This window comes from Branchiibius hedensis, from assembly GCF_900108585.1.
GTDB classification, from domain to species: domain Bacteria; phylum Actinomycetota; class Actinomycetes; order Actinomycetales; family Dermatophilaceae; genus Branchiibius; species Branchiibius hedensis.
The window spans coordinates 3,580,018-3,591,851 of sequence record NZ_UESZ01000001.1; the positions used below are offsets into that span (position 1 = coordinate 3,580,018).

At 66.9% G+C, this 11,834-nt stretch carries 13 protein-coding genes; 5 read left to right on the forward strand and 8 right to left on the reverse strand.

All coding sequences use genetic code 11. The features are described from left to right. Position 1 precedes the first annotated feature (1 nt). Genes DR843_RS17410 through DR843_RS17420 form a run of 3 tightly spaced genes read right to left on the reverse strand, consistent with a single transcriptional unit; the run spans position 2 to position 1,771 of the window. Entirely contained in the window at positions 2-205 is a 204-nt protein-coding gene (locus tag DR843_RS17410; RefSeq protein WP_109687871.1) for a hypothetical protein, read from the reverse strand. A gap of 46 nt (positions 206-251) precedes the next feature. Then, positions 252-500, reverse strand: coding sequence for a hypothetical protein (locus DR843_RS17415; RefSeq protein ID WP_109687873.1), 249 nt, complete (start codon positions 498-500; stop codon positions 252-254). Positions 501-532: 32 nt separating this feature from the next. Further along, entirely contained in the window at positions 533-1,771 is a 1,239-nt protein-coding gene (locus tag DR843_RS17420; protein ID WP_146202622.1) for a hypothetical protein, read from the reverse strand. A gap of 147 nt (positions 1,772-1,918) precedes the next feature. Between DR843_RS17420 and DR843_RS17430 the strand changes: the two genes are divergently transcribed. Then, positions 1,919-2,224, forward strand: coding sequence for a protease inhibitor I42 family protein (locus DR843_RS17430; protein WP_109687879.1), 306 nt, complete (start codon positions 1,919-1,921; stop codon positions 2,222-2,224). Here the strand turns inward: DR843_RS17430 and DR843_RS17435 are convergent. Beyond that, the gene (locus DR843_RS17435) at positions 2,205-3,206 is read right to left on the reverse strand and encodes a LacI family DNA-binding transcriptional regulator (RefSeq protein ID WP_109687881.1); all 1,002 of its coding nucleotides are present in this window, start codon (positions 3,204-3,206) and stop codon (positions 2,205-2,207) included. The genes DR843_RS17430 and DR843_RS17435 overlap by 20 nt on opposite strands. Before the next feature lie 210 nt (positions 3,207-3,416). Here DR843_RS17435 and DR843_RS17440 point away from each other — a divergent pair, with 210 nt between their 5' ends. Both DR843_RS17440 and DR843_RS17445 read left to right on the forward strand, forming a co-directional pair. Then, complete coding sequence (locus DR843_RS17440; protein WP_109687883.1) at positions 3,417-4,901, forward strand: purine-cytosine permease family protein; 1,485 nt, start codon at positions 3,417-3,419, stop codon at positions 4,899-4,901. Further along, positions 4,898-6,508, forward strand: coding sequence for an amidohydrolase (locus DR843_RS17445; protein ID WP_211310278.1), 1,611 nt, complete (start codon positions 4,898-4,900; stop codon positions 6,506-6,508). Before DR843_RS17440 ends, DR843_RS17445 begins: the two co-directional genes overlap by 4 nt. A gap of 5 nt (positions 6,509-6,513) precedes the next feature. On the opposite strand, the gene DR843_RS17450 is transcribed toward DR843_RS17445, so the two are convergent. From DR843_RS17450 to DR843_RS17460, 3 genes are all read right to left on the reverse strand, one after another. Further along, positions 6,514-7,131, reverse strand: a complete 618-nt coding sequence (locus DR843_RS17450; protein ID WP_170119917.1) for a LysE family translocator — start codon at positions 7,129-7,131, stop codon at positions 6,514-6,516. Positions 7,132-7,153: 22 nt separating this feature from the next. Beyond that, positions 7,154-7,783 (reverse strand): trimeric intracellular cation channel family protein, encoded by a 630-nt coding sequence (locus DR843_RS17455; RefSeq protein WP_109687887.1) that lies wholly within the window; start codon positions 7,781-7,783, stop codon positions 7,154-7,156. Between the two features lie 115 nt (positions 7,784-7,898). Continuing rightward, positions 7,899-9,752 carry an acyl-CoA dehydrogenase gene (locus DR843_RS17460; RefSeq protein WP_109687889.1) on the reverse strand — a complete coding sequence of 618 codons (1,854 nt, stop codon included), beginning with the start codon at positions 9,750-9,752 and terminating at the stop codon, positions 7,899-7,901. A gap of 127 nt (positions 9,753-9,879) precedes the next feature. Between DR843_RS17460 and cutA the strand changes: the two genes are divergently transcribed. Next, on the forward strand, positions 9,880-10,872 hold the full coding sequence (gene cutA / locus DR843_RS17465; RefSeq protein WP_177647424.1) for a divalent cation tolerance protein CutA: 993 nt from the start codon (positions 9,880-9,882) through the stop codon (positions 10,870-10,872). 10 nt (positions 10,873-10,882) lie between these two features. Then, complete coding sequence (locus tag DR843_RS17470; protein ID WP_109687892.1) at positions 10,883-11,311, forward strand: Fur family transcriptional regulator; 429 nt, start codon at positions 10,883-10,885, stop codon at positions 11,309-11,311. Here DR843_RS17470 and DR843_RS17475 read toward each other — a convergent pair whose 3' ends face one another. Next, positions 11,312-11,824, reverse strand: coding sequence for a YbhB/YbcL family Raf kinase inhibitor-like protein (locus DR843_RS17475; protein WP_109687894.1), 513 nt, complete (start codon positions 11,822-11,824; stop codon positions 11,312-11,314). Positions 11,825-11,834: the final 10 nt, after the last annotated feature.

Here is an 11,834-nt window from a genome sequence, read left to right on the forward strand (position 1 = left end):
GTCAGGACAGTCGCTGTGCGCTGAGCACCTTGAGCAGGGCGGGTGCGGCGAGTCGGGCCTGCGCATCGGTGAGGGTGGCCTCCACGATGCGCTGACCTTCGGCTGCCACCAACTGGGCGACCGGACCGCCGTCGGTGGCGGCACCGCTGCTAGCGGTACCGAGCACAGCGCCCTGAGCATCGAGCAGGATCTGGATCTTCGGCATGACAGTTCTCTCCTATGAAGTGGTGATGGCTGAGGGGCGTGGTGGCTCAGAAGCCGCCACCACGCCACTGGAAGGCGACCGGCTGGCTACCGTCGTTGCGGACGGTGGCGTAGTAGGTCAGGTGGCCGTTGGCATCGAGGCCCTCGGCGATGTTGACGGTGGTGAGTTCCCCTGAGGCTCCGAGGGGTTCGGCTTGGATGAGTTGTGGTCCGACGTCGCCGTTGCCGCCCCACGAGAACCACCAGCCCAACGAGGCTCCGGGTGCGATCGTGCCGCCTGAGACAGTCCATGACATGGTCTTGCTCCTTCTGTGTTGATGTCCGCGGCTCAGCGGCCGCCGCCCCGCCACTGGAAGTGGACGGCGGTGGGCCCGTCGTTGCGGACGGTTGCGTGGTACGTCAGGTGCCCGTTGCTGTCCAGGCTCTCGGCGTTGGCGATGGTTGTCAGTTGCCCTGAGGGTTCGACCGGTTCGGCCTGGATCAGTTGGGGCCCAGCGTCACCGGTCCCGCCGAAGCTGAACCACCAGTCCTGGGATGCACCGGCAGCAACCGAGCCGAAGCCGGACAACCACCAGGAGCTGGGCCGGTACCAGAGGTCGACTTCACCGGCGCCAGTGACCTTCTCGTTGACGATGACGCAATGCTGGCCGATGTCGGTCACGGCGTTGTTCACAGTCCAGAGGAAGTCGGGAGCGGTTGAGCCGCAACGCAGTTCGATGTTGCGCAGAGCCGTCATCGCAACGTCGGGGTAGTCCGACTCGCTCTGCGCGCCGTACACCTCCAGCGTCTCGTTGCACCAGGTGAGTTCCTGGATGTTGAAGACCGGCAGATTGGTGTTAGGGATCCCGGTGAAGGAGCAGCCGTAGTTGTAGCCGTTCCCCCGTTTGCGGCCGCGCACCATGACACCGGTGAGGACGTCACCCACGTTCACGTCAACCAGGGTGGAGTGGAAACTCTGACCGGTCGATCCATCGGCGTACCAACTGGCCACCGACCATTTCGAACCACCGCCCGCTGCCGACGGACCCCACTGCAGGACAGGCTGGTAGATCATCGTGGAGTTCTGGATCCCGTTGAACAAGAAGACGGTCTGGCCGTGATCGGTCCGCGGCGCGGGCGGTACGGTCCACGTCGTCGAGAAGCGGGACACCGGCGTACCCGTGTCGTTGGTCCAGGAGGCGTAGGTGATCCATCCCTCGCCGAGCGCAGGCACAACCTTCTTGTTGCGACCCGCGGCCCGGGACAGCAGGTCTGCGCGCATCCGTAGGCTCTCGACCGATGCGCGGGGCTGTAGTGGGCGCCCGGGCGGATGCAGCGGTTCTGGGCCGCAATCGATGGTGTGCTGGCCCTTGTCATCGACCAGCCGGAGTCGGCCCCGGTGATGCTCCACGCGCATTCCCTGCGGAACCTCGTGAACCAGCGACCGGTGTTTCCACCCGCCGGGGGTGAGGACGTGTTCGTCGGCCACGCGCAAACCGTCGTCGTCGATGACAGCCTGACCCGGATCGACGCGGTGGACGTTGCGCGGATCGGCCGGGCCAGCGGGAGTGCGGACCTGGTTGGTCATGGTGGTGCCTCCTTCCCACGGTGCCGCGTGGCGCCGTACGGGACTCAGGAGTTGACGGCGACGGGACAGATACACACCGGATGGGCGACTCTGAGCGGTTTCGGCTAAGCACCGCTCCCGCGCGGCGCGGGCAGGCAGGATGGTCCGGTGACTGATGCGGACGCGCAGCCGACCCAGCTGCTGATCGAGGCAACGGCGGGGGAGGCACTCACGCTGCCGTTCCCCAAGGGCCCGGCAACCGGCTACGAGTGGCAGTGGCGGTTGCCCGAGGGCGTGACCCGCCTGCCGGATCTGCCCGACCCGCCGCCCGAAATGATGCCGGGTGCCCCTGACGGCTCGCTGCCGCAGCTGCTGGTCGAGGTGCCCGGCGACTACGAGGTGTACGGCGAGTTCGGGCGCCCGTGGGAGGACGCACCGCAGCGCCGCGTGGTGATCACCCTGCGGATCCGGTAGGCCGCTGCCGAGCGGTCGAGGCACGCAGGTGCAGTTCGGGATGGATCGTCGTCCCGGGCAGGCTGGGCCGTTCGAGCACCAGACGCGCTGCCGCCTGGCCGATACGACGCGGCCGCAGATCCAGTGCGGTCACCGGCGTTTCCAGGGTCAGCAGGTCAGGCCCATCGACGGTGCAGGCCACCAGCAAGTCGTCGGGCACCTGTCGGCCGAGTCGATGAGCGGTAGCCAACGCACTGGCGCCGAGTCCTTCGTGGCAGACCAGTAGCGCGTCGGGCCAGCCGTCCTTCAGCAACGCCCGGATCTGATCGCGGGCCTGGGTTGGCGTCACCGCGAACGGGATGATGCCCCGACGCACGGTACGGCCCGTCGCAGCCTCCCACGTGTCGATCGCCGTGAGGACGTTGCGCCCCCACCACAACACCGGCTCGACGACCACCGCTGCGATCCGGCGAGCACCCGAGGCATGCAGGTGGTCCAGCGTGGCCCCCACGCTGGCCGTGGTGTCGCTGTCCACCGTCCACATATCCGGTGGCAGCTCGTCAGGGGATCCCTCACACAGCACCGTGGGTTTGCCGGACTGGGAAAGCTCCTGCAGCACAGGGTCATTGGTCCGCGGTTCGGCGATGATGACTGCGTCGACGGCGAGCTCGGACAGTTGCCCGGGAGCGGCACTCGGCGGGATGAGCGACAATGCAGTCGCTTCCTCCAGGAGGACCTCCGACGCGCCGATCATCAATTCGCTGTAGAAGGCGTAGTTGAGGCTCGAGGGGGGAAGGACGAGGCCGACCGAGCCAAAGGTGCTGCGCCGCAGGTTCGCGGCGACCGGATTCGGGCGGTACCCCAATTGCTCCACGGTGTCGTTGACCCGGGCGCGAGTCTCCGGATGGACGCGCCCGTTGCCACTGAGCACGTGCGAAACGGTGGTTGCCGAAACCCCGGCGGCGCTGGCCACATCTCGGATCGTCACCCGCCGGCTGGTCATGGCGGTCACCTTAGCCGCGGTCGCGACACCCGCTGCGGCTGTGGGTCGAGGGTTGCGCAGTGCTCGGCCCGGCAGGTGGGCGGAGTGTTGCCGAACGTTGGGCTGAAAGGTTTTGCCGAACCTCTTGCCAAAACGATTTGGCACGCCCTAACGTTGCGCTTCATCGCAGCGTTGCGCGTCTATTCCGACCGAACCCGCATGGGAGTTCGCATGTCCCAAGAAGTCATCGCTCAACCCGGTCAGCCCGGCCAGGCCGTCGAAGCCGCAGGCCGCGTCGAGCGCCGCTCCATCGATGTCGTTCCCCTCAACGAGCGGCACGGCAGTCTGCGCAGCCTCGGCGCCGTCTGGTTCGTCGCCAACATCAACCTGACCGCGATGGCCACCGGCATTGTGTGTCTCGGGCTGGGCGGCTCGCTGTTCTGGACGTTGGTCGCGATTGTCGTGTGGTCGTTCTTCGGCACCATCTTCATGGCCTTCCACTCCTCCCAGGGCCCGCACCTCGGGTTACCCCAACTCGTGCAGTCCCGGCCCCAGTTCGGCTACGTCGGCGCCGCGATCACCGTCTTCGTCTTCGCGCTGGCCAACTACATCGCCTACAACACCTCCGACGCTCTGCTGTCCAGCGATGCCGCCCACACCGTGCTGCACCTGCCGCTCTGGCTCGGCTATCTCCTGGCCGCCGGGATCGCTGCGACGATCGCGATCTTCGGCTACGACCTGATCCACAAGATCAACCGCATCCTGACGGTGCCCGTCATCGTGCTGATGGTCTTTGCCACGATCGCGGCGTGCACCAGCCAGCACTTCAGCGCAGCGCTCTTCACACCGGGCCCGTTCCAGTTGGCCCCCTTCATGACCACCCTGGCCATCGTCGGCGGCTTCCAACTGGGCTGGGCGCCGTACGTTTCGGACTACTCCCGCTACCTGTCGGCCAGCACCGGCACGAAGGCCAGCTTCTGGTGGACCTTCCTGCCCAGTGGGTTGTCCGCGGTCTGGGTCTTCGGTCTCGGCGCGATCGTCGGGGCCGGCACCGGTCAGGCCAATCTGATCCCTGCGCTGCAGGCGGCCGGCAACAACCTGTTCAACGGGGCCGGTGACATCATCGTGATCGGTCTGCTGATCGGCCTGCTGGCGGTGATGGCCATCAACCAGTACGGCGGCAGTCTCACGATGCTCTCGATCGCCCACTCCCTCAAACCGTTCAAGCCCGGCCGCACGGCGCGGGTCGCGACGATCCTGGCGATGGCCGTCATCGTCTGGCTGATCTCTGCCTGGGTCGGCGAAGCGCGGTTCAACGCGTTCTACGCCAGTGCCCTGATCTACCTGGCCTACGCTTTCACCCCGTGGACTGCGATCAATCTGGTCGACTTCTTCTTCGTCCGCCACGGTGTCTACGCCGTAAGCGAGATCTTCAAACCCAACGGCATTTACGGCAAGTGGGGCTGGCGCGGCAACACGGCCTACGTGCTGACCATCCTGGTGATGCTGCCCTTCATGGTGAACGCCCCGAAGTACACCGGTTTCATGGCGGCCAAACTGGGTGGTGTGGACTACTCGATTCTGATCGGCCTGGTCGTCGGGGCAGTGCTCTACTGGCTACTCACCCGCAACTTGAACCTGACCCGCGAGCGTGAGCTGGCCGCCAACGACCCGATCTATGTCACCCACGACCTGCGCGAGGGGGCCAGCGAGTGACCGCGGCCGACCTGGTCCTCACGGGACCGATCTGGACCGGTGATCCGGCCGGTTCCTGGGCCGATGCGCTCGCGATCCGTGACGGGCGTGTCGTGGCCATGGGATCCGCGGCCTGCACGGAAGTCGCGGGTCGGCGCACCGACACCTTCACAGTTGCAGACGGTTTAGTGGTTCCCGGATTCCAGGATGCGCATGTGCACCCACCGTTCGCCGGGCGCAACCTGGACAACGTCGACCTCTCCGCGGCGACGGGGCTGCCGGCCTACCTGCAGCTCATCCGCACGTACGCCGAGTCGCACCCCGAGCGGGACTGGATCGTCGGCGGCGGCTGGGCTCTGGAGTCCTTTCCCGGCGGTCAACCGCGCAAAGAAGATCTTGACGCGGTGGTGCCGGATCGGCCGGTGTTCTTGTTCAACAAGGATGTTCACGGTGCGTGGGTCAACTCCGAGGCGTTGCGACGCGCCGGGATCGACGCGGCAACACCGGACCCGGCTGACGGCCGCTACGAACGCGACCCCGCGACGGGGCAGCCCACCGGGATGTTGCAGGAGGGCGCGGCGTACACCTTCGAGTCCGATGTCGTGCCTGCTCCCACGACGAAGGACTGGGCGGGCCACATCCTTGCCGCACAACACCACCTGCACTCGCTAGGCATCACGGGTTGGCAGGACGCCTGGGTCACCCCCGCGACCCAACGGGCGTACGAATACCTCGCTGGCGCAGAGCAACTCACGGCGCGCGTGGTCGGGGCGCTGTGGTGGGACCGGCACCAGGGGGTCGAGCAGATCGACTCCCTCGTCGAGCGTCGGCGCGACGTCGGTAACTTCCACGCCACCTCGGTGAAGATCATGGTCGATGGGATCGTCGAGAACGGCACCGCCGCCATGCTGGAGCCGTATTGCCGCCACGACCTGGGTGAGCATCCCAACGGTCTGACGTACGTCGAGTCGCAGGCTCTCGCTGACGTCGTCACCCGCCTGGACGGGCTGGGTTTCCAGGTCCACCAGCACGCGATCGGCGACGCTGCGGTCCGCTCCGCCCTGGACGCGGTCGAAGCAGCACGAAAGGCGAACGGCAGCAACGATCTTCGCCATCACATCGCTCACCTGCAGGTCGTCAACCCGCAGGACCTGCCGCGGTTCCGTGCGCTTGATGTGGTCGTCAATATGCAGACCTACTGGGCCCAGAACGAACCGCAGATGCGGGAGCTCAACTTCCCGGTGTTGGGGCAGGAGCGGTCGGCGCAGATGTACCCGTTCGCGACGATCGCCGCCAGCGGTGCGGTCCTGGCAATGGGTTCGGACTGGGGTGTGACGACGGCGGATCCGCTGCAGCAGATCGAGGTTGCGGTGCATCGGGTGGATCCGGCAACGCGTGAGGAAGAACCGTTCCTGCCGCACGAGGGTCTACCCATGCGGACGGCGCTGTCGGCGTTCACGGCGGGCTCGGCGTACGTCAATCATGACGCGGAAGGCGGCTACCTCGCGGTGGGTCAGCGTGCGGACCTGGCGGTGTTGGACACCAACATCTTCGACGCGGGCGTGCGCCCGGCGGACGCGACGGTGACGCACACGATGGCGGCCGGCCGCTGGGTATTCGGCGGCTGAGCAGGTCAGTGCTCGCTGGCCAGCAGCCCGGCGAACCCCAGCATGATGGCACCGGTCGCTCCATCCACCGAGCGCCGGAATCGCCTGCGCTGCATGGCATTCGCAGCGAGTCCACCGGCCCACACGATCACCAGGAGCACGATGGCGCCCACCACGGTGAGGGTCACGGCGTAGAGCAGTAGGGTCGGCAGGGACGCGGTGGAACTGACGAACTGCGGCAGCACGGCGAGGTTGAACGCCAGCACCTTGGGGTTGGTGATGTTGCACAGGAAACCCGAGCGCAGTGAGCGCAGCGGCGTGATTCGCGTGGCCGCTCCGCTCAGGTCCCAGCCGGCTGCGCCCCCGGTGAGCGCGGCCCGCAGCGCGCCGAAGGCCAGCCAGCTCAGGTAGGCGACACCCGCCCAGCGGATCGTCTCGAAGACCGGCTCGGCATGGGCGATGACGGCACCCAGGCCAGTGGCCGCGAGGATGCCCTGGGTCAGGCCAGCGGCGGTGATGCCGGCCATGGTCCACAGGCCGCGCTGTCGCCCACCCACCACGCTGGAGCGCAACGTCAGCAGACTGTCCGGTCCCGGGGCGACGGCGATCAGCAGCGCGAAGAGCACGAACGACGGATATCCCACGTCGATCAGGGTAGGGCGAAGGTCAGGCCGACGCCGGTCGTGTCCGTTCTCCGGCGGCCAGCGGCACGCGCCAGTGCAAACGCAGGGACAGCACGCGGATCGCGAAGACCACCACGGCCACGAGGGCTTGGGTCAGGACGCTGGCAGCACCCCAGTGCCACAACGCGGTCATCGCGGCGGCACCGAAGAGCGCCGGAAGGGCGTAGATGTCGCGAGGGTCGAACAGTTTCGGGTTGCGGTTGGCGCACACATCGCGCAGCAGTCCGCCCCCGATCGCGGTCGTGAAACCCAACAGGGCCGCGGCCGCAGGATTCATCCCGTGCTGCAGCGCCTTGATGGTGCCGGCAGTGCAGAACAGACCCAGCCCGGCCGCGTCGAAGACCAACAGGGTCCGCGGGAAGCGCTGCACCTCGGGGGCCAGGAAGAACACCAGGGCAGCAGCGACCAGTGGCGGGATCATGTAGACCGGTTGGTCGAACGCCGTCGGGGTGATGCCCAAGACCAGATCCCGCAGCACCCCGCCACCGAGTCCGGTCAGCGACCCGAGAACGACGGAGCCCACGATGTCGTAGCCGCGGGTGACGGCCAGCAGGCTGCCGGAGATCGCGAAGCAGAAGACGCCGAGCAGGTCGAAGGCCAGGGACCAGGTCATGACGCAATTCTGCCCATCCCGTGCGCCCGCAGTATGTCGGCACAAAGCGCCAGCTCGGTCGTTCTCCGGGGAGAACGACCGAGCTGGCGCGGTGAACCGAGTGAGTTCGGTCCGATCAGAACGCGTCTTCCGGCAGCTCCATCAGCGACAGGTCCGTCGCCTCGACGATCGCGCGCTCAGCGGTCAGTCGCGGCAGCACCTGGGAGGTGAAGAACTTCGCGGCCTGGACCTTGCCGATGTAGAACGGGTCGGTCGAACCGGCGTCGAGTTTGTCCTGGGCGATCTCGGCCTGGCGCAGCAGCAGCCAGCCGATCACCAGGTCACCGGCCGCCAGCAGCAGACGGGAGGTGTTCAGGCCGACCTTGTAGATCGCCTTGGGGTCGCCACCTTCGGAGTAGGCGCCCATCGCGGTCATTCCGAGGTTCTCGATGATGCCCTGCACGTCCTCCATCGCCTTGCCCAACAGGCCACGCTCGGCGGTGAACTTGTCATCGCCCGCGCCGCCCTTGACGGTCTGCAGGATCTGCTCGGCCAGCGTGCCCAGAGCCACGAACTGGTCTTTCAGGATCTTGCGGAAGAAGAAGTCCTGGGCCTGGATCGCGGTCGTGCCTTCGTAGAGGGTGTCGATCTTGGCGTCGCGGACGTACTGCTCGATCGGGTAGTCCTGCAAGAAGCCGGAACCGCCGAGGGTCTGCAGGGACTCCGTGCCCAGCAGCACCCAGGCGCGCTCGGAGCCGACACCCTTCACGATCGGCAGCAGCAGGTCGTTCAGCCGGGCGGCCATCGCGGCGGGGGTGCCGTCGGCCGGGTGCTCGTTGCCGGTCGCGAGGAACTCGGCGTCGACGATGTCCTGCTGGCTGGCGGTGTAGAGCACCAGCGCGCGCAGGCCCTCGGCGTACGACTTCTGCAACATCAACGAGCGACGTACGTCGGGGTGGTGGGTGATCGTGACCCGCGGCGCGTCCTTGGCCGGGTTGGTCATGTCGGCGCCCTGCACCCGAAGCTTGGCGTAGTCCAGCGCGTTCAGGTAGCCGGTCGACAAGGTGGCGATCGCTTTGGTGCCCACCAGCATCCGGGCGTTCTCGATGACGCGGAACATCTGCGCGATGCCGTCGTGCACGTCGCCGAGGAGGGTGCCGACTGCCGGCTCCTTCTCACCGAACGTCACTTCGCAGGTGGTGGAGACCTTCAGGCCCATCTTGTGCTCGACGTTGGTGACCCAGGCACCGTTGCGGTCGGTCAGCTCGCCGGTCTCCAGGTCGATGTTGAACTTGGGCACGATGAACAGCGACAGGCCCTTGGTGCCGGGCGCCGCACCTTCGGGGCGGGCCAGCACGAAGTGGATGATGTTTTCGACCATGTCGTTCTCGGCCGAGGTGATGAACCGCTTCACACCGGTGATGTTCCAGGTGCCGTCGTCGTTCTGAGTGGCTTTGGTGCGGCCGTTGCCCACGTCGGAACCGGCGTCTGGCTCGGTCAGGACCATCGTGGCGCCCCAGCCGCGCTCGACCATCAGCTTGGCGATCTTCTTCTGGTCCTCGTTGCCGAGGATGTAGAGCAGCTTGGCGAAGTTGTAGGAGGCGGTGTACATCGCCAGTGCGGGGTTGGCGCCCAGCAGCAGTTCGTTCTTGGCCCACTGCAGGGACGGCGGGGTGACCGTGCCGTCGAGTTCCTCGGGCAGGTCCATCGCCCAGAAGCCGGACTCGATGAAGGCCTCGTAGGACTTCTTGAAGGACGGGGTGATCTCGACCGTCTTGGTCACCGGGTCATAGGTCGGCGGGTTGCGGTCGGAGTCGAGCAGGCTCTCGGCGATCTCGTTCTCGGCCAGCGTCACCAGTTGGGCGAGCATCTCGCGGGCGGTGTCGGCGTCGACGTCGGCGTACGGGCCGGCGCCGAGGACCGCGTCACGACCCAGGAGTTCGAACAGGTTGAACTCGATGTCGCGCAGGTTGGACTTGTAGTGGGACATGCGGCTCCTTCAAGCGATGTTACTGGCCAGTATCCATTGTGCTACTCGCGAGTACGGTCTGCAACCCGATGGCAGTTCCCGGGGTGGAGAGTGCCGTGATCCACGTCGCATCGGCGATGATGGTCCTGTGCACCAGCAGTACGAGGAGTCGACCCCCTTCATCCAGGTCCGGGTGGCGTGCCCGAATCTCGCGGAGGCCGAGCAACTAGCCGCTGAACTGGTCGCCGAGCGACTCGCGGCGTGTGTCCAGATCACCCCCGGCGTCCACTCGACCTACCGCTGGCAGGGCAAGGTCGAGGTCGCCACCGAGACCGTCGCGCTGATCACCTCCAGGTCTGAGCTATTCGAGCAGCTTGCTGCTCGGGTCACCGCGTTGCATTCGTATGACGTGCCCGAGATCGTGGCGAGTCCGATCGCCCAGGTCAGTTCGGCGTACGCCGAGTGGCTGGCTGGCTCGCTGCTGGAGCCGGGCGAGGACCACGCCGCACCGGCGGTTCACCTGGAAATCGAGCGCAAGTTCACCCTTGCGGACGACGGGTTGATCCCCGAACCCGGCGACTGGCCCCGGGTGGGTCAGGTCAGCAACGAGCGGCGCTATCTGTTGTTGGCGACGTACTACGACACCCCCGGTCTCGATCTCGCCTCGCACGGGGTCACGCTGCGTCGCCGGCAGGGCGGACCCGATGAGGGCTGGCATCTGAAGCTGCCGCGCTCGGGCGACGCCCGGATGGAGGAGTGGATGCCGTTCGGCTCCGACGACGCTCCGCCGGCGCAGTTCCGCGACCAGGTGCGCCAGCTGACCGGGGCGGCGGCGCTGGTGCCGGTGTGCGAGGTGCGCACGCACCGCGTCGAGCGGGATCTGCTCGCCGGCGACGTCCACCTCGCCTGCCTGTGCGATGACCACGTCAGCACGCACAACCTGCTCGATGACCAGTTGGACAGTGACTGGCACGAACTCGAGGTCGAGTTGGTCAATGGCGGGATGGACTTCCTGGACGAGGTCGCTGACCACCTCTCGCAGTACGGCGTGCAGCAGGCCAGCGTCGCCTCGAAACTGGCCATGGCGTTGGGTCCGTTGCTGCGTCGCTCCGATCCCGACCTGGAGCCCGCTGGGTCATGAGCGGGTTGTCATGAGCGAGGTCGAGCAGGCGATTGCGCAGTTGCGGGCCCACGGGGAGCGGGTGACTCCGGCCCGGCGCGCGATCCTGGCGGTCCTGCGGGACGACTCACGGCACCTGGACGCCGAGACCATCGCGACCCAAGTCGCTGACCGTGAACCTGGTGTGCACCGCGCCACCGTCTATCGCTCGCTGCAGGCGCTATCGGAGTGCGGCGTCGTCACGCACACCCACGTGCCCAGCGGCGCGACGATCTATCACCTGGCCGAGAGTGCGCAGCAGCACGCTCATCTGCAGTGCGAACGCTGCGAGAAGTTCTTCGACGTACCGGCCGATTGGTTGGACGCCGTTGCCGAGAAGGCTTCCAGCCGTTACGGATTCACAGTCGACCGGTCCCACGCGGCGTTGCTCGGCGTCTGCGCGGACTGCGCTACCAGGTAACTACCGCTGGTAGGTGCCGACCAGCACCGCTCGGCCGATGGCCTTGAACGCCAGGTTGAACGCGACCACGGTCGGCGTCACCGAATCGTCGACGCCGAGGGTCCCCTCACCCACGGCATGCACGACGAAGTAGTAGCGGTGCGGCACGTCGCCCTCCGGGGGCCCGGCACCTTCGAAGCCGACAGTGCCGCCGGAGCCTTTCAGCTCGAACGCACCGTCCGGGGTCGCCGCGCCTCGCTCCAGCGAAGTCACCGACGCCGGTACGTCGACCAGGGTCCAGTGCCAGTACCCGTCGGGCGTCGGCGCATCCGGGTCGTAGCAGGACACCACGAACGATTTGGTCTCCGCGGGGAAACCGCTCCAGGACAACTGCGGCGACACGTTCGCACCGTCGACGGAGAAGTCCTTGTCGAGTGGCTGACCGTCGGTGATGTCCTCGCTGGTCAGCGTGAACACCGGCAGCTTCGGCATCCGCTCGTACGGATCGGGGGCTTGCGGTCGCTCCAGACTCATACAGCGACCT